This window comes from Janthinobacterium sp. TPC_1 (assembly GCF_056037845.1).
In genome coordinates this window covers 5,790,528-5,815,455 of the sequence record NZ_CP195157.1, presented here as the reverse complement: position 1 = coordinate 5,815,455, position 24,928 = coordinate 5,790,528, and the positions used below count along the sequence as shown (strand labels likewise).

The following is a 24,928-nucleotide window of genomic DNA, read 5'->3' as shown; positions in this document are numbered from 1 at the left end:
CCATGGCCGCAGAATCCTCCCCGTCGCGCCGCCGTTTCCTGCTCGGCGGCCTTGGCCTCGGCGTGGCCGGCGTGGGTGCCCTGGTGCTGGGCTGGGGCATGCTGCCGCCGCGCCAGCGCCTGCACGGCAGCGCGCCGCTGCCGCTGCACGATGGCGCCGTGGCCTTGAACGGCTGGCTGGCGATTCAATCAGACGGCACGGTGCTCCTGGCCATGCCGCGCAGCGAGATGGGGCAGGGCGTGCACACGGCCTTGCCCATGCTGGTGGCCGAGGAACTCGACGTGCCTTTGAGCAGCGTCAAACTGATCCAGGCGCCCATGGATAAAATCTTTGGCAACGTGGCCATGCTCAAGGACAGCCTGCCGTTCCACCCGGATGACCAGGGCCGCGTAAAAGCGCTGGCGCAGTGGACGGTGGCCAAGGCGGCGCGCGAACTGGGCGTGATCGTCACGGGCGGCTCGTCGAGCGTGAAGGATGGCTGGGGTCCCATGCGCGAGGCCGGCGCCTGCGCGCGCGCCATGCTGCTGCAAGCCGCCGCCGCGCAGTGGCAGGTGCCGGCCGAGCAATGCCGCACGGAAAACGGCGCCGTGCTCCACCCGGACGGCCGGCGCGCCAGCTATGCCAGCCTGGCGCAGCGCGCCGCCGCCATCGATCCGGGCACGCCCGTGCTGAAATCCCCCAAGGATTTCAAATTGATCGGCCAGCCGGCGCCGCGCCGCGACACGCCGTCCAAAGTCAACGGCAGCGCGCGTTTCGGCATCGATGCGCGTCCGCCCGGCATGCTGTACGCGGCCCTGCAGCTGCCGCCGCGCCTGGGCGATACCCTGGCTGCGTTCGATGCGGCGCCCGTGCTCGCCATGCCCGGCGTCAAAAAGGTGCTGGACCTGACGCTGCACTTGCCCCAGCGCGGCACATCGGTTACCTCGTGCGCCGCCGTGGTGGCCGACACCTGGTGGCGCGCCCGACAGGCGGCCGCCGCCTTGCCGGCGCAGTGGAAGGCCGGGCCGCAGGCGAACTTGTCCAGTGCCGGCGTGTATGCGGAGTTTGCCCGCCTGCTGGATGCCGAGGCGGGCCATGTCTACCACGCCAGCGGCGAGGTGGAAAGTAAAGCCGTGCAGGGTTTGCGCAGCGTCAAGGCCGAATACCGCGCGCCCTTCCTCGCGCACGCCGCCATGGAACCCGTCAACTGCACCGCGCAGGTGAGCAATGGCAAGGTGACGCTGTGGGTGTCGACGCAGGCGCCCGGCATCGCCGTCGATGTGGCGGCGAAGGTGGCCGGCGTCGATGCGAAGGATGTGGCCATCGAGGTGCTGCTGCTAGGTGGCGGTTTCGGCCGCCGCCTGGAAGTGGATATGGTGGCCCAGGCCGTGGCCATCGCACTGCAATGCAATGGCGCGCCCGTGCAGCTGGTGTGGACGCGCGAGCAGGACACGCAGCACGATATGTACCGTCCCGCCGCGCTGGCGCGGTTTGCGGCACGCCTGGACGAGCACGGCCGCATCGCTTCCTGGGACAACAAATCCGTCAGCGGTTCCATCACGCACCAGTTTCTGCAGCGCAATTTCGGCTTGCCCGGCGTGGGGCCGGACAAGACCACGGCCGAAGGCGAATTCGACATGCCGTATGAAATCGCCAGCCAGCGCATCGCCCACGTGATCGCCGACAGTGCCGTGCCCGTCGGCTACTGGCGCTGGTCGGGCATTCGCACAACGCTTTCTTCAAGGAAAGCTTTATCGATGAACTGGCGCACGCGGCGGGGCAGGACGGCATCGTTTTCCGCCGTGCCATGCTGGTGAACCATCCGCGCCACCTGGCCGTGCTCGACGCGGCCGTCAGCAGGGCGGGCAGTCCTCCGCCCGGCCATGCGCATGGCGTGGCCCTGCACCAGTCGTTCGGCAGCATCGTGGCGCAAGTGGCGCAGGTATCGGTGGAAAACGGCGAGATCCGCGTGCAGCGCGTCGTGTGCGCCATCGATTGCGGCATCGCCGTGAATCCGAACATCATTGCCCAGCAAATGGAGTCGGCCGTGCTGTTCGGCCTGTCGGCGGCACTGGGCGGCGAGATCACCTTCAAGGATGGCAAAGTCGAGCAGAGCAACTTCCACGACTATCCCGTGCTGCGGATGGGTCAGACGCCCGAGGTGGAAACCATCATCATCGCCAGCGCCGAGCACCCGGAAGGCGTGGGCGAGCCCGGTACGCCGCCGATCGCGCCCGCCGTAGCCAACGCCGTGTTCAGCTTGACGGGCAAACGCCTGCGCAGCCTGCCGCTGCGCCTGGGGTGATGTTTACTGGGCCAGGGTGGCGGCCAGTAAATGACGCAGATTGCAGTCGCGCTGCCAGTCGCGCCGCTCCTGCGTGCTGCAGGCCAGCGCCGCCAGTTCGGCCGCGCTGAGCGCCTGCTGCGCCTGCACCATGCGGTGCGCCAGGCCGCCGTCGGGCAGCACCGTGCCGAAGAAGGCGACCTGGTCCTCGTGCTGGATCAGCAGGGTGGGGAAGTTGTCGATGTCGAGGTCGCCCACCACGTCGGCCTGGTCTTCGATGTCGATCCAGACGAAGACGGTGTCCGGGTGGCGCGCGGCCAGTTCCTCGAAGGTGGCGCGGTAGCTGCCGCAGGTGCCGCACCACAGCGCGCACAGGCAGGCCACCGTCCAGCGCGGGCCGGCCAGGGCTGCCGCGACGTCGTCGGCGCGGTTATCGGTCGTGAGGGTCAGGCTGTGCATGGTCGTATGTATAGAGTAGGGCGGATGGACGCCGGGCGCCCGATGCGCGTATTCTACCGCGCCCGGCCCCCGCGGTCCCGAGAATGCATGAGCTTGTTTATGGGTGTTTTTTGATGCAATACACCTTTCTGGTGGATAATGCTGATAATTGCGCGCTGATTACGCTGGTCCATGCTGTTTCCTGGCCCCGCAGCCTGACCCCTCCAGTCTGTTTTCATGCCCTGCCCGGTGTCAGCGCTCCCGCCTTTATTTATATTTTATTATGGAATTAGCCAGCTTATGTTGAGTTACCGCCACGCCTTTCACGCGGGTAATCACGCCGATGTGTTGAAACATTATGTGCAGATTCAGTTGTTGCAATATCTGAATCAAAAAGATACCGCCTATAGTTATATCGATACCCATTCCGGCGCGGGCGTGTATGCGCTCGACGGCGGTTATGCGTCGAAAAATGCCGAGTACGAAACGGGCATCGCGCCCCTGTGGGACCGCACGGACTTGCCGGCCTCGCTGGCCGAGTACATGAAGTTGATCAAGGAAATGAATCCGAGCGGCAAGATGCGCTACTACCCGGGTTCGCCGTACTGCGCCGACAAGGTCAGCCGCGAGCAAGACCGTCTGCGCCTGTTCGAGCTGCATCCTGCCGACGCAAAGATTCTGGCCGACAACTTCCGCAAGGTCGAGGCGCATGCGCTGGCCCAGGGCGAGCGTCCCACCGTGCGCGGCAAGCGCGTCATTATCACCAAGGCGGACGGCTTCCAGAGCCTGAAGGCCCTGCTGCCGCCGCCATCGCGCCGCGCGCTGGTGCTGATCGACCCGCCGTATGAAGACAAGATGGATTACCGCAAGGTCAAGGATACCCTGGCCGACGCCCTCGTGCGCTTCCCGTCGGGCATGTACGCCGTCTGGTATCCGGTGCTGCAGCGCATGGAATCGCGCCAGTTCGCCGACAAGCTCAAGCAGCTGCCCCAGCTCGGACTGGCTGCACGTGACGTTGACGGTGAATACCCCGTCGCCGGACGGTTTCGGCTTGCACAGCAGCGGCATGTTCATTTTGAACCCGCCGTACACGCTGGAGCCGATGTTGCGCGAAGTCATGCCGTACCTGGTGAAAGTATTGGGCCGCGACGATGGCGCCAAGTTCGTTTTGGAAACGGGCAAGGGCGGACAAAAAAATACGGGAACAAGAAGAGTGTAATCCTACTTGTCTTGGTAGGGCTGCAATAAAAAACGCCACGGGTAATTGCCCGTGGCGTTTGTCGTTTACTGCCCCAGCAGCAAGAACACGGTCGGTTTCTTGTGGAAGTCCGGTGCCTTGCCGGCGGCCAATTGTTTCTTCCACTGCGCGCCATTCCACGTCTGCACGTTTTCCGAGTCCAGGCTCAGGTCGGTGGCGACGCAGATCAGGGTCGATGGCGCGCATTGGGCTACCAGCGCTTCGAGCATGGCGGCGTTGCGGTACGGCGTTTCGAGAAACAGCTGGGTCTGCTTTTCATTGCGCGACCGGCTTTCCAGTTCCTTCAGGCGTTTGGCGCGCAGGGCCGCATCCGTGGGCAGGTAGCCGTTGAAGGCGAAGCTCTGGCCGTTCAAGCCGCTGGCCATCACGGCCAGCAGGATCGACGACGGGCCCACCAGCGGGCGTACTTTGATGCCGTGCTGGTGCGCCAGGCGCACGAGGTCGGCGCCGGGGTCGGCCACGGCGGGCACGCCCGCTTCCGACACGAGGCCCGCATCGCGTCCCGCCAGCAGCGGTGCCAGCAAGCCGGCCAGCGCCTGCGCGGGGGTATTGACGTTGAGTTCGGAAATCGTGATTTCCTGCAAGGGCTTGGCCAGCGGATGCTGGTTGCCGATCAGTTTCAGGAAGGCGCGCGCCGTCTTGGCGTTTTCCGCAACGAAATAGTCGAGCTGCGAGGTGAGGTGCCGCACCTGCTCGGGAATGATGCTTGCCAGCGGGTCGATGGCGCCATCGGGAAGGCCGAGGTGGTTGGGGATCAGGTACAGGGTGCCGGTCATATTCTTCTTGTCGGTAATTTAAATGGTGAAAAACGCCACGCCCGCCTTGCGCAGCATGCCGGTGAGGGCGATCAGCGGCAAGCCGGTGAGGGCGGTCGGGTCGGTGCTGTCGATGCGTTCGAGCAGGGCGATGCCCAGGCCTTCGTTCTTGGCGCTGCCGGCGCAATCATACGGCTGCTCGATGCGCAGGTAGGCGTCCAGCTCGGCATCGGGCAAGTTGCGCACGGTGACGAGGGTTTGCACATCTTCCACTTGCGCCACAGGCAACGCCTGGCGCCCGTCCAGCAGGCATAGTGCCGTGTGGAACACGGTCTGGCGCCCGCGCATGGTTTGCAGTTGCAGCAAGGCATTGGCATGGCTGCCGGGCTTGCCGATCTGCGCGCCGTCCAGGGTGGCGACCTGGTCGGAGCCGATGACGAGGCTGCCAGGATAGCGGTCGAGCACGGCCTGCGCCTTGGCCTGGGCCAGGCGTAGGGCCGTGGCGCTGGGGCTTTCGCCTGGCAGGGGGCTTTCGTCGAGATCGGGCACGGCCACCTCGAAAGGCAGGCGCAGGCGTTCCAGCAATTCCTTGCGGTAGGTCGAACTCGATGCAAGAATCAAGCGCAATGGGGCGGAAGTTGGTATCATTCGGTAGTAGATGGCGGCCGGCATGGCCGCGCTGGTCGATGTCAGTGGAATTTCACGCAAATTCCCGGGCGCGGAGTCCATAACTGAGGCTCCATGCGGCATGACGGTGTTGATGAAGTTGTCATGTTGATGGCAATGATTGCGTCAAAAAAGATGCTTAGGCTTTGACTCGGTGCTAAAAACCCTGTTATTATCGCAGGTTTTCCGGGGAAATTTTCTACCAATGAATGCTTTTGTGATCGACGCCTTTGATTTTTGTCGTATCAGCGGGAGCCGCGAGGGTGTAACTCCTGTCGCTGAAATGACCCGGTTGACCAAGGATTGTGCAGATGCTTCCGGCGACATCGCCTGGAAGATCGTCGGCGGCACCAGCAAGCTGGGCTACCCACAACTGACCTTGTCGGTCAACGGCACCGTTCAGCTGGTTTGCCAGCGCTGCCTGACTCCGTATGCTTACGTAATTGATTCTTCGACTGTTCTGATGCTGGGCAAGGATGACGAGCACGCGGACGAGATTGAAGAAATCATCAACGATGAATCGATCGACGTGATCGTCGGCAGCCGCAGCATGGATGCCGCGGCCCTGATCGAAGATGAAGCCTTGCTGGCCCTGCCGCAGGTACCCAAACACGATGTCTGCCCCGATACGGCGCAGCTCGATGCTCTCAAGACTGAAAAGAAGTCGCCGTTCGCGGCACTGAAAGACTTGAAGCCAGAATAAGTTAAGAGATTAAGTTAAGTAGTAGTGGTATTTGTAGGGGGCCTCAAAAACCGTAGGTTTGTGAGGTTCCGCTTAAAGAACATGTCAAACGCGTGTAGTAATCGAGTATGGCAAGTGTAGTGAAATGTAATTGTAATAAACGATGTCGGTACGGACTGTTTTCGGGTAGTCTTTGCCGCTGGGATACTCGATTCGCATGTATTTGCTAATCGATTGTGCTAAAATTTTAGAACTTATGTATTAGGAGTCATCATGGCAGTTCAACAGAACAAGAAAACCCCTTCCAAGCGCGGCATGCACCGTTCGCACGACTTCCTGGTCGCGCCGCAATTGAGCGTCGAGCCAGTTACCGGCGAAACACACATGCGTCACCATATCAGCCCTAACGGCTTCTATCGTGGCCGTAAAGTGTTGAAGACCAAAAACGACGAGTAATCGACGTTTTTGTTGGGTAAGATGAAAGCGGTGTTGCGTGGTTATTCGGCGTGGCGCCGCTTCTTCTTTTTTATCGGCTGCAATTCATCTTGCGCACCCGTCATTTTGAATCAAGCTTGCTCAGGCGGTGCATGACATGCTGCGCCCTGCATATGCTCCAGTCCGATTCACATCTTGCCGCAAGCCCACAGCGGTACTGAATCAAAACAAATGACAATCAAAATTTCTATCGACTGCATGGGCGGAGATCACGGTCCCTCAGTCACTATCCCCGCAGCAATTTCCTTCGTAAAACATGAGCCTGAAGCCGAACTGATCCTTGTTGGATTGGAAGACGTGATCCGTGCCGAACTGAAAAAACATAAAGCCGACACGCATCCGCGCCTGTCGGTATTGCATGCCTCCGAACAAGTTACCATGGACGATCCCCTGGAAGTGGCCCTGCGCCGCAAGAAGGATTCCTCCATGCGCGTGGCCATCGAACAGGTCAAGAGCGGCGCGGCGCAAGCCTCCGTTTCCGCCGGTAATACGGCAGCCCTGATGGCCGTGTCGCGCTATGTATTGAAAACCATGTCCGGCGTCGACCGCCCGGCCATCTGCAGCATCTTGCCGAATCAAAAGAACGGTCCTACCTATATGCTGGATCTGGGCGCCAACGTCGATTGCGAACCGCATCACTTGCACCAGTTCGCCATCATGGGTTCCGTGCTGGTTTCCGCCATGGAAGGCATCGAACGCCCGACGATCGGCTTGCTGAACGTGGGCACGGAAGATATCAAGGGCAATGAAGTGGTGAAACTCACCTCGAAGCTGCTGCAGGCCGACCACGAGCGTGGCGCGCTGAACTTCTACGGCAACGTGGAAGGCAATGATATCTTCAAGGGCACGACCGATATCGTCGTCTGCGACGGTTTTGTCGGCAACGTCACCCTGAAAGCCATCGAGGGCCTGGCGCGCCTGGTGAAAGACGTGCTCACTTCCGAATTCAAGCGCAATCCGCTGACCATGCTGGGCGCGCTGATCGCCCGCGGTGCCTTGAAAGCCATCGGCAACCGCTTGAATCCCTCGCGTTACAACGGCGCCAGCCTGCTGGGCTTGCGTGGCCTCGTCTTCAAGAGCCACGGCAGCGCCGATGCCTATTCCTTCGAATGGGCCTTGCGCCGCGCCTTTGATGCGGCAAAAAATGACGTGCAAGCGCACCTGGCCAGCCTGATCGCCGAGCTGATGCCGCGCACGCCAGTACCGGACGAACCTACATCAACAAGCTCTACCATTTAGTGGACGGGTATTTGCATGACTGTTTTTAGCAAAACTTACAGCAAAATTATCGGTACCGGCAGCTACTTGCCGGAGAAGCGCGTCACGAACCAGGATTTGACCGAACAGCTCGCCGCCAAGGGCATCGAGACGTCGGATGAGTGGATCGTCTCGCGCAGCGGCATTTCGGCGCGCCATTACGCGGCGCCGTCGCAAAATTCCTCGGACCTGGGCGTGGAAGCGGCCAAAAAGGCCCTGGAAATGGCTGGCCTGAACGGCAACGACCTGGACCTGATCATCGTCGCCAGCTCGACCCCCGATTTCTTCGGCAGCTTCCCCAGCACGGCCTGCATCGTGCAAAACAAGCTGGGCATCACGAACAATTGCGCCGCCGTCGACGTGCAAGCCGTCTGCAGCGGTTTCGTGTATGCGGTCGCCACGGCCGACAGTTTCATCCAGTCGGGCATGCACAAGAACGTGCTGGTGATCGGCGCCGAAGTGTTTTCGCGCATCCTCAATTTCGACGACCGCGGCACTTGCGTGCTGTTCGGCGACGGCGCCGGCGCCATCGTCATGACGGCGTCGAAAGAGCCGGGCATCCTGGCCACCAAGCTGCACGCGGACGGCCGCCATTCGGACATCCTCAGCGTGCCCGGCAGCCTGGCCGGCGGCGCGCTGGCCGGCAGCGCCTTCCTGTACATGGATGGTCCGGCCGTGTTCAAGCTGGCCGTGTCCGTGCTGGAAAAGGTCGCGCACGAAGCCCTCGAACACGCCAACATGACGTCGGACCAGATCGACTGGCTGATCCCGCACCAGGCAAATATCCGCATCATGAACAGCACGGCCAAGAAACTCGGCTTGCCGCTGGACAAGATGGTCGTCACCGTCGACCAGCATGGCAACACCTCGGCCGCCTCGATCCCGCTGGCGCTCGACATCGCCGTGCGCGATGGCAGGGTAAAAAAGGGCGACAACGTCATGATGGAAGGCGTGGGCGGCGGCTTTACCTGGGGCGCCGTGCTGGCGCGCATGTAATCCCGCAATACTATTAAAAAAACGGAGTCACCATGACACAATTTGCATTTGTTTTCCCAGGCCAAGGCTCGCAAGCGATTGCGATGCTCGACGGTTTCGCCGGCAACCCCGTGGTGGCGCAGACCGTCGCCGAAGCGTCGGACGCCCTGCAATGCGACCTGGGCAAACTGATCGCCGAAGGTCCGAAGGAAGAGCTGGACCTGACCACCAACACGCAACCGGTGATGCTGACGGCCGCCGTGGCCTTCTACCGCGCCTGGCTGGCAGCGGGCGGCCCCGTGCCGACGGTCGTGGCCGGTCACAGCCTCGGTGAATACTCGGCGCTGGTCGCCGCCGGCGTGATCTCGTTCAAGGATGCCGTGCCGCTCGTGCGTTTCCGCGCGCAAGCGATGCAGGAAGCCGTGCCCGTGGGGCAGGGCACGATGGCTGTCGTGCTGGGCCTGTCGGACGACGACGTGCGCGCCGCCTGTGCGGAAGCGGCGGCGGAAAACCCGGCCCTGGTGGTCGAGCCCGTCAATTTCAATGCGCCAGCGCAAGTGGTCATCGCCGGCCACACGGCCGCCGTCGAGCGCGCCTGCGAGCTGGCCAAGGCCAAGGGCGCCAAGCGCGCCATGAAGCTGCCCGTCTCCGCGCCATTCCACTCGTCGCTGCTGAAGCCGGCTTCGGATCGCTTGCGCGAGTACATGGCCGGCCTGACGTTCGCCGCGCCGCAGATCGCCCTGATCAACAACGTCGACGTGGCCATCGTCAACGATGTGGCCGGCATCAAGGACGCGCTCGTGCGCCAGGCAGCCAGCCCAGTGCGCTGGGTGGAAACCATGCAAAAGGTTGCTGCGGATGGCATCACGCAAGTGATCGAATGCGGTCCGGGCAAGGTCCTGATGGGCCTGGCCAAGCGCATCGACCCGGTGCTGGTGGGCGACGCCATCGTCGACCAGGCCTCGCTGGAACGTATTTTGACGCAGCTCAAATAAACAGCAAACGGCAGTGCAGTTGTGGCTGCCGTCAGCCATCTTTAAGGATACTCATGAATTTAGCAAATCAAGTCGTGCTGGTCACGGGCGCCTCGCGCGGCATCGGCCGCGCCATCGCCACCGAACTGGGCAAGCAGGGTGCCACCGTGGTCGGCACCGCCACCTCGGAAAGCGGCGCGCAAGCGATCACCGATTACCTGGCCGCCGAAGGCGTGGCGGGCAAGGGCCTGGTCCTGAACGTGACCGATGCGGCGCGCTGCGCTGCCGTCGTCGATGAAGTGCAGAAAACCTACGGCAGCCTGTCGATCCTGGTCAACAATGCGGGCATCACGCAAGATCAGCTGGCCATGCGCATGAAGGATGAAGAGTGGGACGGCGTGATTTCGACGAACCTGTCGGCCGTCGGGCGCCTGTCGCGCGCGGTACTGCGTGGCATGATGAAAGCCAAAGCCGGGCGTATTATTAACATCACGTCGGTGGTGGCGTCGTCGGGCAATCCGGGGCAGATGAATTACGCGGCGGCCAAGGCCGGCGTGGAAGGCATGAGCCGCGCGCTGGCGCGCGAAATCGGCAGCCGCAACATTACCGTGAACTGCATCGCCCCGGGCTTCATCGATACCGACATGACCAAGGCCCTGAGCGAAGAGCAGCACGCGGCCCTGTTGACGCAAATTCCCCTGTCCCGCCTGGGCAAACCGGAAGACGTGGCGGCGGCGGTGGCCTTTCTGGCCTCGCCGCAAGCGGCGTATATCACGGGCACGACCCTGCACGTGAACGGCGGAATGTACATGAATTGATGTGAAAGGTAGACGGGGCGGGCGTTTGTGGCATGATTCAACGGTCGTTTTTGTCTATAATCGCATCTTTTAGCAGCAGCTTCGGTCGAATTAGCAGCAGACACCGAAATTAGTATTCGGACGCGCAAACCTGATAAAATGCGCGCACTTTCCGTAACACACACTTTGGAGCCATAACATGTCGGATATCGAACAACGCGTTAAGAAAATCGTCGCTGAGCAACTGGGCGTTGCAGAAGCAGACATCAAAATCGAATCCTCCTTCGTCGACGACCTGGGCGCCGATTCCCTGGACACCGTGGAACTGGTGATGGCCCTGGAAGACGAATTCGAAATGGAAATCCCTGACGAACAAGCTGAAAAAATCACCACCGTGCAACAGGCGATCGACTACGCCACCGCACACGTCAAGGCCTAAGCCTGTCTGACCGACTTCAGGAGAATCGCTTGAGCCGTTCTAAAAACCGTCGTGTTGTTGTCACCGGCCTGGGCTGCGTTTCACCTGTCGGCAATACTATTGCCGAGGCGTGGGGCGCAATCGTCGAAGGTAAATCCGGCATTGCCACGATTACCAAATTCGATGCACAGCCATTCACCACGCATTTTGCCGGTGAAGTCAAAGGCTTCAATATCGAAGAGTACATCTCCGGTAAGGAAGCCCGCCATATGGATACCTTTATCCATTACGGCATGGCTGCGGGCATCCAGGCGATGCAAGATTCCGGCCTGGAAGTGACCGAGGAAAACGCCGAGCGCATCGGCGTGATCATCGGTTCCGGTATCGGCGGCCTGCCGCTGATCGAGGAAACCAAGTCCGAGTACGAAAAGCGCGGTCCGCGCCGTATCTCGCCATTTTTCGTGCCTGCCTCGATCATTAACATGATCTCTGGCAACCTTTCGATCAAATATGGTCTGAAGGGCCCGAACCTGGCGATCGTGACGGCGTGTACCACCGGTCTGCACAGCATCGGTGCCGCGGCGCGCATGATCGAGTACGGCGATGCCGACGTCATGATCGCCGGTGGTGCCGAATCGACCGTGTCGCCGCTGGGCCTGGGCGGTTTCGCCTCGGCACGCGCCTTGTCGACCCGCAACGACGACGATCCGGCAACGGCATCGCGTCCGTGGGATGCCGACCGCGACGGCTTCGTGCTGGGCGAGGGTGCTGGCGTCATGGTGCTGGAAGAGTACGAGCACGCGGTAGCCCGTGGTGCCAAGATCTATGCCGAAGTGCATGGTTTCGGGATGAGCGCAGATGCTTATCACATGACCTCGCCGTTGGAAGATGGCAGCGGCGGCAGCAAATCGGTGATCGCGGCCCTCAACAACGCCGGCTTGAACGCGGATCAGATCCAGTACCTGAACGCGCACGGCACGTCGACCCCGCAAGGCGACGTGGCGGAAGTGATGGGCATCAAGCGCACCTTCGGCGAGCACGCCAGGAATCTGGTCGTCAACTCGACCAAGTCGATGACGGGCCATTTGCTGGGCGGCGCGGGCGGTCTGGAAGCGGTGTTTACGGTCCTGGCATTGCACCATCAGGTGTCGCCACCGACCATCAACATCTTCAACCAGGATCCTGCTTGCGATCTTGATTTCTGTGCCAACACGGCGCGTGATATGAAGATCGATTATGCAGTGAAGAATTCGTTCGGCTTCGGCGGAACGAATGGCACGCTGATTTTCGGTAAAGCGAAATAAGCAGGAACTTTCAAGCGCTCGCTACGGTCAAACCGTAGTGAGCGCTGATTCGGCGCCAACGTTCGTTGGCGCCTGAATTTGCCCGGCATGTTGCCGGCGCGCCTTTTTTTTCCCATGAAGTATGTCGATCGCGGTAGCGGCTGTTATTCGCACGCCTGTCTGTTTGCGCCTGCTGCAAGCGGTGCTGGGACTGTGCGCCCTGCTCGCCGCCTGGCCCTTGAGCGGCGCGTGGCGTGCCGCGGCGGTGCCTGGCCAACTGGTGGGCGGCTATGCGCTGGGCTGGCCAGCCGCGTTGCTGAGTGCGGCAGGCGGCGTGTTTTTGCTGGCTTTGCTGCGCAGGCGCAGAAAGCCGCAGGCGCTTGATATTTCGCCGGTCGGCCAGTTGCGGCTGGCGGTATATCTGGAGCATGGCGGGGCGTCAGGGACGGGCGCCAGCGAGCGGGTGCCGCCGGCCATGCGGCAGCCCCTGACGGCGCCGGAGCTGCGCCTGTTGCCGGGCTCGACCTTGTGGCCGTCGCTGCTGGTGCTGTGCCTGGCCGATGCCGCCGGGCGGCGCACGCAGTTGTTGGTGCAGCGTGGCAAGAGCTGCGCCGCCTTTCGCCCGCTGGCCGTGGCTTGCCGGGCTATCGCGGCGCGGAAGAGGGAAGAATAAAAGTGGGGCGAACACTGAACTTCTTGCAGCGGGCCAACTCTATATCCATACAGGCGCCCACGCTGCATGACTACAGGGACATTGGGCGTGAGGACAGAGCGCGAGTATGATCAGTTGCTGGTCGAGCGGGTGCAGGCGGGCGACAAACGGGCATTCGATGTGCTGGTATCGAAATATCAGCGCCGCTTGATGCGCCTGGTGTCGCGCCTTGTGCATGATCCGGCGGAGGCCGAAGATGTGGTGCAGGAAACCTTTATCAAGGCATACCGGGCGCTGCGCCATTTTCGCGGCGATGCCGCCTTTTATACCTGGTTGTATCGGATCGGCATCAATACGGCCAAGAATTATCTCGTTACGCAGGGGCGGCGCGCCGCCACGTCCAGCGATGCCGACGCCGAGCAGGCGGAATCCTTCGATGACGGCAATAAATTGCGCGACAACAATACGCCCGAATCGGTGCTGGCCAGCAAGCAGATTGCGGCCACCGTCAATGCGGCCATGGATGTGCTGCCCCTCGAGTTGCGCACGGCCATCGTGCTGCGCGAGATCGAGGGCCTCAGCTACGAAGAGATATCGGAGATCATGGCGTGTCCCATCGGCACCGTGCGCAGCCGCATTTTCCGCGCGCGCGAAGTGATTGCGGAGAAATTGAAGCCCTTGTTGGACATGCCGATTGACAAGCGCTGGTAATCTGGAGAGTATGAGGTTGGCATGGCTGCGTCCGGTTTCCGCACCGATTCTCTTGAAATGGCAGGACCCATCATGGATACGCACACACGATTGCACGAGACTATTTCCGCGCTGGCCGATGGCGAGCTGGCGGCGAGCGAACTCGAACTGGCTTTTGCGGCCCTCGACACGGATGAGGGACGCCAGGCCTGGGATGCCTATCGCCTCATCGGCGACGTGCTGCGCTCGGAGCATTGCGGCCATGCATTGAGCGCCGAATTCGACGCGCGCCTGGCCGGCCGCCTGGCCGCCGAGGCGGCGCCTGACGGGCCGGCTGCCCATGCGGAGCCGCTGCCCCCGCTGTCCGCAGCCATCGTGCCGCCGGGCGCGGCCGAGCCGCTGGAGGCGGGACCGCTGGCGCAACGCTAGCGCTGCACCATCTTATGCCAGGCTTAACGTTCCTGTCGCCCTCTTGACACTGGACTTCGGTACGATTGACACTGTGTGCAGGCAATATCTTGCTTTTGCGATATATTGTTGTTTTGTTGGCCATGCGCGCAGCCAGGTGTGTTTGCCCCTGGGATGCCGTCATGACGGCCAATCATGCACGCAGGCAATCGCCTGTCCGCGTTTTGATCCGTTTACATACTCGAAAAGATCCTTTCCATGAAAAAAAACATGTGTGCCGCCAGCAAGTCGTTTTCAGTGAAGACACTTTCCGCTTTATTGTTCGGTACGGCTGGCGTGTTTCTGGCTCCCACCATGCTGGGGCTGGCGCCACAGGCGCAGGCCGCCGTGGCGGCAGTGAAACTGCCTGATTTCTCGGATCTGGTCGACGCCGTCGGCCCGGCCGTCGTGAATATCCGCACCACCGAGCGCCTGAAGATGGCTGCGCCCGGCGCGGGCGGCCAGGATGAGCAGGAAATGCAGGAATTCCTGCGCCGCTTCTTCGGCGGCGCCATGCCGACGCCGCGCCAGCAGGCGCCGCGCGGCGGCCGACGTGCCGTGCCGCAGGAACAGGAAGTGCAGCGCGGTGTCGGTTCCGGCTTCATCATTTCGGCCGATGGCTACGTGCTCAGCAATGCCCACGTGGTCGATGGCGCCGATGAAGTCTACGTGACCCTGACGGACAAGCGCGAGTTCAAGGCCAAGGTGATCGGCGCTGACGCCCGCACCGACGTGGCCCTGCTGAAGATCGAGGGCGCCAACTTGCCGCGCCTGACCATCGGCGACTCGAACAAGATCCGCGTGGGCGAGTGGGTGATCGCCATCGGCTCGCCATTCAACCTGGAAAACACGGTGACGGCCGGCATCATTTCCGCCAAATCGCGCGATACGGGTGACTATCTGCCGCTGATCCAGAGCGACGTGGCCGTCAACCCCGGCAACTCGGGCGGTCCTTTGATCAATATGCGCGGCGAAGTGATCGGCATCAATTCGCAGATCGCCACCCTGTCCGGCGCCTACAACGGCATTTCGTTTGCCGTGCCCATCGATGAAGCCATGCGCGTGGGCGAGCAGCTGAAAAAGACGGGCAAGGTCGTGCGCGGGCGCATCGGCGTGCAGATCGGCGAAGTGAGCAAGGACGTGGCGGAATCGCTGGGCTTGCCGAACGCCAAGGGCGCGCAAGTGTCGATGGTGGAGCCAGGTGGTCCGGCCGACAAGGCGGGCATCAAGCCGGGCGACATCATCCTGAAATTCAATGGCGCTGCGATCGAGCGTTCGTCCGACCTGCCGCGCCTGGTAGGCGGCGCCGCCGTCAATGGCAAGTCCACGGTCACCGTCTGGCGCAAGGGGGCGCAGCAGGATATTCCCGTCACCGTCGTCGAGCTGGAAAGCGAGAAAACGGCGAAGAAGGGCGCCAAGGAGCCGGAAGCGCAAGCCGTCAATGCACTGGGCTTGAAGGTCAGCGACGTGCCGGCCGCGAAGAAGCAGGAATTGAAGATCGACGCGGGCGTGCTGGTCGAGGATGCGGATGGCGTGGCGGCCCAGGCCGGCCTGCAGCCTGGCGACGTGATATTGCAATTGAACAACGTTGCCGTGAAAGATGCCAAGCAATTCAATGCCCTGGTGGCCAAGCTCGATCCAAAGAAGTCGTCGGCCGTGCTGGTGCGCCGCGGCGACGTGGCGCAATTCGTTTCGCTGCGTCCGTCGGCCAAGTAAGTTTCTGATTCACCTGCATCCCGGCTCCGGCCGGGATGCCTTTCCCTTTTCTTCATGCACTTCACCCTCTATTCCCGCAGTTATTGTCATTTATGCCAGGACATGCTCGACGCCTTGCTCTTGCTGCAGCCGCCTGAAAAACCGTTCACGGTGGACGTGATCGATATCGACGCCTCGCCCGATGCCACGCTGCTGGCCCGTTTCGACGAGCTGGTGCCGGTGCTGTTTGCCGACCTGGCGCAGCCCGAGCTATGCCATTATTTTCTCGACGAAGCGGCCGTGCGGCGCTGCCTGGTGTAGCTTAACTGTCAATATTGACACTGCATTGCACCATTCTGGTGCTGAAATCAGCCGAAAATGTGGGCTTGGCCCGGTGCCGGCCTCATAAGACGGGCTTTCCGCTCTGAAATCCGGTAAAATGGGAGGTCGAAAAAGCTACTGTCCGAGGCAGCAGCTTCTGTCGCTTCAAAAGCGCTCGCCTGGGCATGCAGATGTCCTGCTCGGAGCGCTTTTTTCATCATGAGTGGGGCGCCTGGTTTTGGCCCTGTTTGGCCCGGACATGATCCCCCTGATTTCTGTTAAAGCAGTGTCGTCAACTTCGCACTTATATTAGTTAATGAACAACATACGCAATTTCTCCATCATCGCCCATATTGACCACGGTAAATCGACCCTGGCTGACCGCATCATTCAATTGTGCGGCGGCTTGTCCGACCGCGAGATGGAGGCGCAGGTGCTCGATTCGATGGATCTGGAGCGCGAGCGCGGCATTACCATCAAGGCGCAAACGGCGGCCCTGCACTACAAGGCGCGCGATGGCCAGATCTACAATCTGAACCTGATCGATACGCCAGGCCACGTCGACTTCAGCTATGAAGTGTCGCGCTCGCTGTCGGCCTGCGAAGGCGCGCTGCTGGTCGTTGACGCATCGCAAGGCGTGGAAGCGCAAACCGTGGCCAACTGCTACACGGCGCTGGACCTGGGCGTGGAAGTGGTGCCCGTGCTGAATAAGATCGACTTGCCGAACGCGGACCCGCCGAGCGCCATTGCCGAGATCGAAGACGTGATCGGCATCGACGCGGGCGACGCCGTGCATTGCTCGGCCAAGACGGGCTTCGGCGTGCTGGACGTGCTCGAACAACTGATCGTCAAGGTGCCGCCGCCGAAGGGCGATCCCGATGCGCCGCTGCAGGCGCTGATCGTCGACTCCTGGTATGACGCCTATGTGGGCGTGGTCATGCTGGTGCGCGTGATCAACGGCACCCTGAAGCCGAAAGACAAGATCCGCCTGATGGCCACCGATTCGGTGCAGCTAGTGGAAGACATCGGCGTCTTTTCGCCCCGTTCGCAATCCTTGCCGCAATTGTCGGCAGGCCAGGTGGGCTTCATCATCGCCGGCATCAAGGAATTGAAGGCGGCGAAAGTGGGCGATACCGTCACCCTGGCCAACCGTCCTGCCGCTGCGCCATTGCCTGGCTTCAAGGAAGTGCAGCCGCAAGTATTCGCCGGCCTGTTCCCGGTGGAAGCGAACCAGTACGACGCGCTGCGCGACTCGCTGGAAAAGCTGAAACTGAACGACGCTGCCCTGATGTACGAGCCGGAAGTGTCGCAGGCGCTGGGCTTCGGCTTCCGCTGCGGCTTCCTGGGCTTGCTGCACATGGAAATCGTGCAGGAACGCCTCGAGCGCGAATTCGACATGGACCTGATCACCACGGCGCCTACCGTCGTGTACGAAGTGATCCAGCGCGACGGCACCATGATCAACGTCGACAATCCGTCGAAGATGCCCGATCCGTCGCGCATCGAGGAAGTGCGCGAGCCTATCGTCACGGTCAATCTGTACATGCCGCAGGAATACGTGGGCTCCGTGATTACCTTGTGTATCGGCAAGCGCGGCATCCAGATGGACATGAGCTACCACGGCCGCCAGGTCAAGCTCGTGTATGAAATGCCGATGGCCGAGATCGTGCTGGACTTCTTCGACCGCCTGAAATCGACGTCGCGCGGTTATGCCTCGATGGATTACGAGTTCAAGGAATACCGCGCGGCCGACGTGGTCAAGGTCGACATGCTGATCAACAGCGAAAAAGTCGATGCGCTGGCCATCATCGTCCACCGTTCGAACAGCCAGTACCGTGGCCGCCAGGTGGCCGCCAAGATGCGCGAACTGATCCCGCGCCAGATGTTCGACGTAGCGATTCAGGCGACCATCGGCGCGAACATCATTTCGCGCGAGAACGTGAAAGCCTTGCGCAAGAACGTCTTGGCCAAGTGCTATGGCGGCGACATCAGCCGCAAGAAGAAATTGCTGGAAAAACAAAAAGCGGGTAAGAAACGCATGAAGCAAGTGGGTTCCGTGGAGATCCCGCAAGAAGCATTCCTGGCAATTTTACAAGTGGACGGTTAATACATGAACCTGCAAGTGATTTTAGGAAATTTCGCTTTAATCCTGTTCGTGCTGATGGTGTTGACGGGCCTGGTCTGGTGCCTGGATGTGTTTTATCTGTCCAAGCAGCGCCGCAAGGCGGCCGACCTTGCCCTGGCCGAGTTCGATGCGCGCCAGTCCAAGCTGGCCGCCGAGGGCATCAAGTCCGATGCGGGCGGCAGCCGCGCCACCATCGAGGCAGCGCTGTTGCGCCAGCCGACCTGGGTCGAGTATTCGGGCAGCTTCTTCCCCGTCATCGCCCTGGTGTTCTGCCTGCGCTCGTTCCTGTACGAGCCGTTCAAGATCCCGTCGAGCTCGATGGTGCCGACCTTGCTGGTCGGTGACTTGATCCTGGTCAACAAGTTCACCTATGGCATTCGTTTGCCGATCGTCAACAAGCGCATCATTGAAGTCAACGATCCGCAGCGCGGCGACGTGATGGTGTTCAAGTACCCGAAAGATATGTCGCAAGACTATATCAAGCGCGTGATCGGTGTGCCGGTGATAAAATCACCTATGAAAACAAGCGTTTGACGGTCAACGGCAAGGAAGTGCAGTACACGCCGCTGGACGACTACCTCGACGACGAAAGCACGGTCTACCACAAGCAGCTGGAAGAAAACCTGACGGGCGTGAGCCACCGCATCCTCAACGACGAGCCTGCTCCCACGTTGAACTTGCGCGAAGTCAAGGATTTCCCGCACAAGGAGGCGTGCAACTACAACGAAGACGGCTTTACGTGTGTAGTGCCACAAGGCAATTATTTCATGATGGGCGACAACCGCGACAATAGCGCGGACAGCCGCTACTGGGGCTTCGTGCCGAACGAAAACATCGTCGGCAAGGCTTTCCTCGTATGGATGAACTTCAGCAACCCGAAAAGAGTGGGCGGCATCCATTAAGTCTTTCTTGCATGTAATACCCATGGCTGCCGCGCCGATCCCCCGCGCGGCGGCCAGCCGAATCAATCAGATGACACAGAAACAATAATGAATCTTCAGCTATTGCAAACCCGTTTAGGCTATACGTTCCAGGATGCTGGCCTGTTGCAGCAAGCCTTGACGCATCGTAGCCACAGCAGTTTGCATAACGAGCGGCTGGAATTCCTCGGCGACTCCATCCTCAACTGCGTGGTCGCTTCCATCCTGTACGAACGCTTCAAGACCATCGACGAGGGCGATTTGTCGCGCCTGCGCGCCAACCTGGTGAAACAGCAGTCGCTGTATGAAATCGCGCAAAAGCTGGAATTGTCGCAATTCCTGCGCCTGGGCGAAGGCGAACTGAAATCGGGCGGCTTCCGCCGTCCATCGATCCTCGCCGACACGCTGGAAGCCTTGCTGGGCGCGATTTTCCTCGACACGGGTTTCGATGCCGCCAGCACGGTGATGATCCGCGCGTTCTACATCCCCATCCTCGACTCGGTCGATCCGCAAACCCTGGGCAAGGATGCCAAGACCCTGCTGCAGGAATTTTTGCAAAGCAAGAAAATTCGCTGCCACAGTACAACGTGGTGGCCACCCATGGCGCCGCCCACAGCCAGGAATTCGAGATCGAATGCCTGGTGCCGAAATTGAACATCCAGGTCTACGGCCGTGGCGGAAGCCGCCGCGCCGGTGAGCAAGCCGCCGCCAAACTGGCGCTGGACGTGGCCGAGCAGGCACTGTTGAAGTCGCCTGCCGCCAGCCGCAAGCCCAAACCGCGCGCCGCCCAGCTCAAGCTGGCCGGCATTGCCACCATCCAGAGCGACGACGCACAAGCTCCAGCAGCCCCGGCGATCGCCGCTCACACTAAACAGAATCGACACTAGCATGACAGCCACCAAAATGCCCGACAACTTCCGCTGCGGCTATATCGCCATCGTGGGCCGCCCCAACGTGGGCAAATCGACCCTGATGAACGTGCTGATCGGCGCGAAGGTCAGCATCACTTCGCGCAAGGCGCAAACGACGCGCCACCGCATCACGGGCATCCAGACGCTGCCGGACGCGCAATTCATCTACGTCGACACGCCCGGCTTCCAGACGCGTCATTCGAACGCGCTGAACAAGACGCTGAACAAGACGGTGACGAACACACTGATTTCCTCGGACGTGATTTTGTACGTGATCGAGGCGGGCACCTTCGGCCCGGCCGACCAGCAAGTGATGGATCTGCTGCCGAAGGAAGTGCCATGCATCCTCGTCATCAACAAGTCCGACCGCGTCAAGGATAAGGCTGTATTGTTGCCGTTTGCGCAAAAGATCGCCGCCATGCGCGACTTCGCCGCCATCGTGCCCGTCTCCGCCAAGCTGCATTTCCAGCTGGAAGGCTTGCAGAACGAAATCAAGCGTTTCCTGCCGGAAAACCAGCCCATCTTTGGCCCGGACGACATCACGGACCGCAGCGAAAAATTCCTCGCCTCGGAAATCGTGCGCGAAAAACTCTTCCGTTTTGTGGGCGATGAACTGCCATACACGAGTACCGTCTTGATCGAGAAATTCGAGCAGGAAGCGATCTGCGCCGCGTGTTCGCCGCCATCCTGGTCGAGCGCGATACGCACAAGTCCATGATTATCGGCAACAAGGGCGCGCGCCTGAAGGAAGTCTCCACCCAGGCCCGCCTGGATATGGAAAAGCTGTTCGGCGGCCCCGTGTACCTGGAAATCTGGGTCAAGGTCAAGTCGGGCTGGGCCGACAACGAGGCGGGCTTGCGCGCCTACGGCTACGAGTAATCGGCAACCCGGGGGCGACGCTACACGCATGAGCACCACCACGCCAGCGCAGCCTGATTTCGCGCCAGCTTCACTCGCCGCCTCCACGCCGGCGGCCATCGCGCCGCCGGCCGTACCTCCCACAGCACCCCGGCGCAGCCGTCCGCCCACGCGCGACGGCCGCATCACGGGCCAGCCCGCCTTCGTGCTGCACAGCTACCCCCATAAAGAAACCAGCCTCATCGTCGACGTGTTTACGCGCGAGTACGGCCGCATCGCGCTCGTTGCCAAGGGCGCCAAGCGCCCCCATTCGCAGTTGCGCGGCGTGCTGCAGACGTTTCAACCGCTGCAGGCGGGCTGGACGGGCAAATCCGAGCTGCGCATCCTGACGGGCGCCGAATGGGTGGGCGGCATGTTGCCGCTGGAAAAGACCGCCTTGCTGTGCGGCTTCTATCTGAACGAATTGCTGGTCAAACTGCTCGCGCGCGATGACCCGCATCCCGTGCTGTTCGACCACTACGTTGCTACCTTGAATCAACTGGCGCACAATGAGCCGCCGCCCATCGTGCTGCGCAAGTTCGAGCGCGCCCTGCTCAAGGAAACGGGCGTGGCGGCCGACCTGACGCGCTGCACGGGCACGCGCCAGGCCATCGAGGCAGGGCAGGTGTACGTGGTCGACCCGGAACGGGGGCCGCGCCCGGCGCGCGCCAGCGACGCCTGGCCGAAAATCACGGGCAAGACCCTGCTCGACATGGAGCGCGAAGATTATCTTGACGTGGCCACGCAGGCGCAAAGCAAGCTGCTGATGCGTTTTTTGCTGGCCCATCAACTGGGTGGCGCCACCTTGAATACGCGCCAGATACTGATCGATTTAATGCAGCTGTAGCGCTGGATTGTTGCGCTACGGCACTTTACGGATACCATCACTATGAGCTTTTTGCAGCCTTCCGGCCCCGTCATCGACCTGGGTGTCAATATCGACCACGTGGCCACCTTGCGCAATGCGCGCGGCACCGCCTACCCGGACCCGATCCGCGCGGCCCTGCTGGCCGAACAGGCGGGCGCCGACGCCATCACCCTGCATTTGCGCGAAGACCGCCGCCACATCAAGGATGCGGACGTCATCGCCATCGCGCCGCAGTTGCTCACGCGCATGAACCTGGAAGCGGCCGTAACGGCCGAGATGATCGACTTCGCCTGCCGCATCAAGCCTGCCGACGTCTGCCTGGTGCCGGAAAAACGCACGGAAGTGACGACCGAGGGCGGCCTGGACGTGGTGCGCTACTTCAAGGAAGTGCAGGCTGCCGTCAAACAATTGCAGGGCGAGGGCATCCGCGTGAGCCTGTTCATCGATGCCGACGAGCAGCAGATCGCCGCCGCCGCCGAGCTCGGTGCGCCCGTGATCGAGCTGCATACGGGCCGCTACGCCGATACGGCAGGCGCCGAGCAGCAGGCTGAACTGGAGCGCATCAAGGCTGGCGTGCTGTTCGGCGTGGGGCGCGGCCTGAAGGTCAACGCGGGCCACGGCTTGCATTACACCAACGTGCAGGCGATCGCTGCCATTCCCGATATTGCCGAATTGAACATCGGCCACGCCATCGTCGCCCATGCCGTGTTCGTCGGCTGGGAAAACGCCGTGCGCGAAATGAAGGCCATCATGGTGGCCACGCGCCTGGCTGGTAAAGCATAAGCGCGTACAAGGGAGAGCGCCATGATCTACGGCATCGGCACCGATATCTGCAAGATTCCCCGCATCGAGGCGGCTCTGGCGCGCCATGGCGAACGTTTCGCGCAGAAAATACTGGGGCCGCAGGAGCTGGAGAAATTCCGCGCCCGCAGCGCCAAGAACGCCGTGCGCGGCGTGCGTTTCCTGGCCACCCGCTTTGCGGCCAAGGAGGCGTTTTCCAAGGCCATCGGCCTGGGCTTGCGCATGCCGATGACCTGGCCCGCCGCGCAGATGCTGAACCACCCCAGCGGCAAGCCGATGATCGTCTGCAGCGGCGTGCTGGCGGAATTCATGGAAAAAAACCGGCTGAGCGCGCAAGTGACGATCAGCGATGAAGAAGAATATGCGGTCGCGTTCGTGATCGTGGAGCAAGCAGTGCAAGAATGAGCCAGCAATGACCGAAGCAAGCCCAGAATCTTCCTTGGCGGAAACGCCACCCGACCCGCGCGCGCAGGTGCTGGCCACCGTCGCCAAGCTGCCGAACTTGCCCGGCGTGTACCGCTATTTCGACGCCGCCGATAAGGTGTTGTACGTCGGCAAGGCGCGCGACCTGAAAAAGCGCGTCTCCAGCTATTTCCAGAAAAACCTGGCCAGCCCCCGCATCGCCATGATGGTCGAGCGCATCGCGCGCCTGGAAACGACGGTCACGCACAGCGAAGCGGAAGCGCTGATCCTGGAAAACAACTTGATCAAGGCGCTGCAGCCGCGCTACAACATCCTGTTCCGCGACGACAAGTCGTATCCGTATCTGAAAATCACCAACGGCGATGCGCCGCGCATGGTGTATTACCGGGGGGCGGTGGACAAGAAGAACCAGTATTTCGGGCCGTTCCCCAGTTCCTGGGCCGTCAAGGAATCGATGCAGATCCTGCAAAAGGTGTTTTTGATCCGCACCTGCGAGGACAGCGTGTACGCGAACCGCACGCGGCCCTGCCTGCTGCACCAGATCGGCCGCTGCAGCGCGCCGTGCGTGGACCTGATCAGCAAGGAAGACTACAAGAACGACGTGGAAAACGCGGCGCGCTTCCTGCGCGGGCGCCAGAGCGAAGTGCTGGCCGACCTGGAAAAGAAGATGCACGCGTTTGCCGCCGAGCTGAAATTCGAGCAGGCCGTGGTGGTGCGCAACCAGATTGCTTCGCTGTCGCGCGTGCTGCACCAGCAGAGCATGGAAACGACGGGCGACGCCGACGTCGACATCATCGCCGTGCTGGTGCAGGGCGGGCGCGCCTGCGTCAACCTGGCCATGGTGCGCGGCGGACGCCACCTGGGCGACCGCGCCTATTTCCCCAGCCAGCTCAGCGATGCGGCGGCGATTGCCGAAGAGCCGATCGAGGTGGAAGTGCTGGCCGCCTTCCTGGCCCAGCACTACACGGAAAAATTCATTCCCGGCACCCTGATCCTGAACATCGAATTCGACCAGCCGGCCCTGATGGTGGCGCTGATGGAGCAGTGCGGCCACCGCATCAACCTGATTTTCCAGCCGCAGGGGCAGCGCCGCCAGTGGCTTGAGCTGGCGCAAAAGGGCGCCGAGATTTCGCTGGCGCGCTTGCTGTCGGAGCAGGGCTCGCAGCAGTCGCGCACGCGGGCGCTGGCCGAAGCGCTGCGCCTGGAGACGGAAGACCTCGACAGCCTGCGCGTCGAGTGTTTCGACATCAGCCACACGCAGGGCGAGGCGACGCAAGCGTCGTGCGTGGTATTCCACCACCACGCCATGCAGAACGGCGAATACCGCCGCTACAACATCAACGACATCAAGCCCGGCGACGATTACGCGGCCATGCGCCAGGTCCTGATGCGCCGCTATGAAAAGGTGGCCAATGGCGACGGCGTGATGCCGGACGTGGTCTTGATCGACGGCGGCAAGGGACAGATCGAAATGGCGCGCCAGGTGTTTGCCGAACTGGGACTCGATATCAGCCTGATCGTCGGCGTGGCAAAAGGGGAGGGCAGAAAAGTTGGCCTGGAAACCCTGCTGTTCGTCGATGGCCGCGCGGCGCAGGAACTGGGCAAGGAATCGGCGGCCCTGATGTTGATCGCGCAGATCCGCGACGAAGCGCACCGCTTCGCCATCACGGGCATGCGCGCCAAGCGGGCCAAGACGCGCCAGACCTCGCGTCTGGAAGAGATAGAAGGCATCGGTGCCAAGCGCCGCCAGAAACTGCTGTCGCGCTTTGGCGGCTTGCGTGGCGTGGTCGACGCCAGCGTCGAGGATCTGATGTCGGTGGAGGGGATTTCCACGCAACTGGCGGAAGAAATCTACAAGCAGTTGCATTGATGCATACAGGCCTGGTCCGGCGCTGCGGCAACCGGACTAGGCTAATA

At 61.6% G+C, this 24,928-nt stretch carries 21 protein-coding genes and 5 pseudogenes; 23 read left to right on the top strand and 3 right to left on the bottom strand.

Annotation, left to right across the window (positions count from 1 at the left end; translation table 11 throughout):
• Positions 1 to 2: 2 nt before the first annotated feature.
• Positions 3 to 2,284 (top strand): annotated as a pseudogene (locus ACQVLG_RS28275) (xanthine dehydrogenase family protein molybdopterin-binding subunit).
• Between the two features lie 3 nt (positions 2,285 to 2,287).
• Here the strand turns inward: ACQVLG_RS28275 and ACQVLG_RS28270 are convergent.
• The gene (locus tag ACQVLG_RS28270) at positions 2,288 to 2,722 is read right to left on the bottom strand and encodes a thioredoxin family protein (protein ID WP_474292008.1); all 435 of its coding nucleotides are present in this window, start codon (positions 2,720 to 2,722) and stop codon (positions 2,288 to 2,290) included.
• Between the two features lie 279 nt (positions 2,723 to 3,001).
• On the opposite strand from ACQVLG_RS28270, the pseudogene ACQVLG_RS28265 reads away from it, so the two are divergent.
• Positions 3,002 to 3,920, top strand: a pseudogene (locus tag ACQVLG_RS28265) (23S rRNA (adenine(2030)-N(6))-methyltransferase RlmJ).
• A 65-nt stretch (positions 3,921 to 3,985) separates the two neighbouring features.
• On the opposite strand, the gene ACQVLG_RS28260 reads toward ACQVLG_RS28265, so the two are convergent.
• Both ACQVLG_RS28260 and ACQVLG_RS28255 read right to left on the bottom strand, forming a co-directional pair.
• The gene (locus ACQVLG_RS28260) at positions 3,986 to 4,735 is read right to left on the bottom strand and encodes an SAM-dependent methyltransferase (RefSeq protein WP_474292007.1); all 750 of its coding nucleotides are present in this window, start codon (positions 4,733 to 4,735) and stop codon (positions 3,986 to 3,988) included.
• 18 nt (positions 4,736 to 4,753) lie between these two features.
• Positions 4,754 to 5,362: a Maf-like protein gene (locus tag ACQVLG_RS28255; RefSeq protein ID WP_474295831.1), complete on the bottom strand. Its 609-nt coding sequence runs from the start codon at positions 5,360 to 5,362 to the stop codon at positions 4,754 to 4,756.
• A 223-nt stretch (positions 5,363 to 5,585) separates the two neighbouring features.
• Between ACQVLG_RS28255 and ACQVLG_RS28250 the strand changes: the two genes are divergently transcribed.
• From ACQVLG_RS28250 to uvrC, 21 genes and pseudogenes are all read left to right on the top strand, one after another.
• A complete protein-coding gene (locus ACQVLG_RS28250; RefSeq protein ID WP_230540742.1) occupies positions 5,586 to 6,083 on the top strand; it encodes a YceD family protein in 498 nt (165 codons plus the stop codon).
• 252 nt (positions 6,084 to 6,335) lie between these two features.
• Positions 6,336 to 6,518: a 50S ribosomal protein L32 gene (rpmF, locus tag ACQVLG_RS28245; protein WP_034749653.1), complete on the top strand. Its 183-nt coding sequence runs from the start codon at positions 6,336 to 6,338 to the stop codon at positions 6,516 to 6,518.
• A 210-nt stretch (positions 6,519 to 6,728) separates the two neighbouring features.
• Positions 6,729 to 7,796 carry a phosphate acyltransferase PlsX gene (gene plsX, locus ACQVLG_RS28240; protein WP_230540617.1) on the top strand — a complete coding sequence of 356 codons (1,068 nt, stop codon included), beginning with the start codon at positions 6,729 to 6,731 and terminating at the stop codon, positions 7,794 to 7,796.
• 15 nt (positions 7,797 to 7,811) lie between these two features.
• Complete coding sequence (locus ACQVLG_RS28235; protein ID WP_230540619.1) at positions 7,812 to 8,810, top strand: beta-ketoacyl-ACP synthase III; 999 nt, start codon at positions 7,812 to 7,814, stop codon at positions 8,808 to 8,810.
• 32 nt (positions 8,811 to 8,842) lie between these two features.
• Complete coding sequence (fabD, locus tag ACQVLG_RS28230; RefSeq protein WP_070223879.1) at positions 8,843 to 9,784, top strand: ACP S-malonyltransferase; 942 nt, start codon at positions 8,843 to 8,845, stop codon at positions 9,782 to 9,784.
• A 53-nt stretch (positions 9,785 to 9,837) separates the two neighbouring features.
• A complete protein-coding gene (gene fabG, locus ACQVLG_RS28225) occupies positions 9,838 to 10,581 on the top strand; it encodes a 3-oxoacyl-ACP reductase FabG (RefSeq protein ID WP_474292006.1) in 744 nt (247 codons plus the stop codon).
• Positions 10,582 to 10,759: 178 nt separating this feature from the next.
• Entirely contained in the window at positions 10,760 to 10,999 is a 240-nt protein-coding gene (gene acpP / locus ACQVLG_RS28220; protein ID WP_008449912.1) for an acyl carrier protein, read from the top strand.
• Positions 11,000 to 11,028: 29 nt separating this feature from the next.
• Positions 11,029 to 12,282 carry a beta-ketoacyl-ACP synthase II gene (gene fabF, locus ACQVLG_RS28215; RefSeq protein ID WP_474292005.1) on the top strand — a complete coding sequence of 418 codons (1,254 nt, stop codon included), beginning with the start codon at positions 11,029 to 11,031 and terminating at the stop codon, positions 12,280 to 12,282.
• 121 nt (positions 12,283 to 12,403) lie between these two features.
• Positions 12,404 to 12,934, top strand: coding sequence for a hypothetical protein (locus ACQVLG_RS28210; RefSeq protein WP_474292004.1), 531 nt, complete (start codon positions 12,404 to 12,406; stop codon positions 12,932 to 12,934).
• A 66-nt stretch (positions 12,935 to 13,000) separates the two neighbouring features.
• Positions 13,001 to 13,624 (top strand): RNA polymerase sigma factor RpoE, encoded by a 624-nt coding sequence (gene rpoE, locus ACQVLG_RS28205; protein WP_230540630.1) that lies wholly within the window; start codon positions 13,001 to 13,003, stop codon positions 13,622 to 13,624.
• Between the two features lie 72 nt (positions 13,625 to 13,696).
• Positions 13,697 to 14,032: a sigma-E factor negative regulatory protein gene (locus ACQVLG_RS28200; RefSeq protein WP_474292003.1), complete on the top strand. Its 336-nt coding sequence runs from the start codon at positions 13,697 to 13,699 to the stop codon at positions 14,030 to 14,032.
• A gap of 237 nt (positions 14,033 to 14,269) precedes the next feature.
• The gene (locus ACQVLG_RS28195; RefSeq protein WP_230540632.1) at positions 14,270 to 15,766 is read left to right on the top strand and encodes a DegQ family serine endoprotease; all 1,497 of its coding nucleotides are present in this window, start codon (positions 14,270 to 14,272) and stop codon (positions 15,764 to 15,766) included.
• Between the two features lie 54 nt (positions 15,767 to 15,820).
• A complete protein-coding gene (locus tag ACQVLG_RS28190; RefSeq protein ID WP_474292002.1) occupies positions 15,821 to 16,066 on the top strand; it encodes a glutaredoxin family protein in 246 nt (81 codons plus the stop codon).
• Positions 16,067 to 16,382: 316 nt separating this feature from the next.
• The gene (gene lepA / locus ACQVLG_RS28185) at positions 16,383 to 18,173 is read left to right on the top strand and encodes a translation elongation factor 4 (RefSeq protein WP_034749621.1); all 1,791 of its coding nucleotides are present in this window, start codon (positions 16,383 to 16,385) and stop codon (positions 18,171 to 18,173) included.
• Between the two features lie 3 nt (positions 18,174 to 18,176).
• Positions 18,177 to 19,093: pseudogene (gene lepB / locus ACQVLG_RS28180) on the top strand (signal peptidase I).
• 87 nt (positions 19,094 to 19,180) lie between these two features.
• Positions 19,181 to 19,938 (top strand): annotated as a pseudogene (gene rnc / locus ACQVLG_RS28175) (ribonuclease III); the annotation flags it as partial.
• A gap of 61 nt (positions 19,939 to 19,999) precedes the next feature.
• A pseudogene (gene era, locus ACQVLG_RS28170) lies at positions 20,000 to 20,901 on the top strand (GTPase Era).
• Positions 20,902 to 20,929: 28 nt separating this feature from the next.
• Positions 20,930 to 21,766, top strand: a complete 837-nt coding sequence (gene recO, locus ACQVLG_RS28165; RefSeq protein WP_474292001.1) for a DNA repair protein RecO — start codon at positions 20,930 to 20,932, stop codon at positions 21,764 to 21,766.
• Positions 21,767 to 21,808: 42 nt separating this feature from the next.
• On the top strand, positions 21,809 to 22,570 hold the full coding sequence (pdxJ, locus tag ACQVLG_RS28160; protein ID WP_230540636.1) for a pyridoxine 5'-phosphate synthase: 762 nt from the start codon (positions 21,809 to 21,811) through the stop codon (positions 22,568 to 22,570).
• 21 nt (positions 22,571 to 22,591) lie between these two features.
• Complete coding sequence (acpS, locus tag ACQVLG_RS28155) at positions 22,592 to 22,993, top strand: holo-ACP synthase (RefSeq protein WP_230540637.1); 402 nt, start codon at positions 22,592 to 22,594, stop codon at positions 22,991 to 22,993.
• A 7-nt stretch (positions 22,994 to 23,000) separates the two neighbouring features.
• Positions 23,001 to 24,881: an excinuclease ABC subunit UvrC gene (gene uvrC, locus ACQVLG_RS28150; protein ID WP_474292000.1), complete on the top strand. Its 1,881-nt coding sequence runs from the start codon at positions 23,001 to 23,003 to the stop codon at positions 24,879 to 24,881.
• Positions 24,882 to 24,928: the final 47 nt, after the last annotated feature.

Coding starts and splice junctions, on each gene's coding strand:
- ACQVLG_RS28250 (WP_230540742.1), top strand. CDS start 5,586: ATGAATGCTTTTGTGATCGACGCCTTTGATTTTTGTCGTATCAGCGGG.
- fabD (WP_070223879.1), top strand. CDS start 8,843: ATGACACAATTTGCATTTGTTTTCCCAGGCCAAGGCTCGCAAGCGATT.
- ACQVLG_RS28200 (WP_474292003.1), top strand. CDS start 13,697: ATGGATACGCACACACGATTGCACGAGACTATTTCCGCGCTGGCCGAT.
- rpmF (WP_034749653.1), top strand. CDS start 6,336: ATGGCAGTTCAACAGAACAAGAAAACCCCTTCCAAGCGCGGCATGCAC.
- acpS (WP_230540637.1), top strand. CDS start 22,592: ATGATCTACGGCATCGGCACCGATATCTGCAAGATTCCCCGCATCGAG.
- ACQVLG_RS28195 (WP_230540632.1), top strand. CDS start 14,270: ATGAAAAAAAACATGTGTGCCGCCAGCAAGTCGTTTTCAGTGAAGACA.
- pdxJ (WP_230540636.1), top strand. CDS start 21,809: ATGAGCTTTTTGCAGCCTTCCGGCCCCGTCATCGACCTGGGTGTCAAT.
- ACQVLG_RS28235 (WP_230540619.1), top strand. CDS start 7,812: ATGACTGTTTTTAGCAAAACTTACAGCAAAATTATCGGTACCGGCAGC.
- ACQVLG_RS28260 (WP_474292007.1), bottom strand. CDS start 4,735: ATGACCGGCACCCTGTACCTGATCCCCAACCACCTCGGCCTTCCCGAT.
- fabG (WP_474292006.1), top strand. CDS start 9,838: ATGAATTTAGCAAATCAAGTCGTGCTGGTCACGGGCGCCTCGCGCGGC.
- ACQVLG_RS28210 (WP_474292004.1), top strand. CDS start 12,404: ATGTCGATCGCGGTAGCGGCTGTTATTCGCACGCCTGTCTGTTTGCGC.
- ACQVLG_RS28270 (WP_474292008.1), bottom strand. CDS start 2,722: ATGCACAGCCTGACCCTCACGACCGATAACCGCGCCGACGACGTCGCG.
- rpoE (WP_230540630.1), top strand. CDS start 13,001: ATGACTACAGGGACATTGGGCGTGAGGACAGAGCGCGAGTATGATCAG.
- ACQVLG_RS28190 (WP_474292002.1), top strand. CDS start 15,821: ATGCACTTCACCCTCTATTCCCGCAGTTATTGTCATTTATGCCAGGAC.
- uvrC (WP_474292000.1), top strand. CDS start 23,001: ATGACCGAAGCAAGCCCAGAATCTTCCTTGGCGGAAACGCCACCCGAC.
- acpP (WP_008449912.1), top strand. CDS start 10,760: ATGTCGGATATCGAACAACGCGTTAAGAAAATCGTCGCTGAGCAACTG.
- lepA (WP_034749621.1), top strand. CDS start 16,383: ATGAACAACATACGCAATTTCTCCATCATCGCCCATATTGACCACGGT.
- ACQVLG_RS28255 (WP_474295831.1), bottom strand. CDS start 5,362: ATGATACCAACTTCCGCCCCATTGCGCTTGATTCTTGCATCGAGTTCG.
- plsX (WP_230540617.1), top strand. CDS start 6,729: ATGACAATCAAAATTTCTATCGACTGCATGGGCGGAGATCACGGTCCC.
- recO (WP_474292001.1), top strand. CDS start 20,930: ATGAGCACCACCACGCCAGCGCAGCCTGATTTCGCGCCAGCTTCACTC.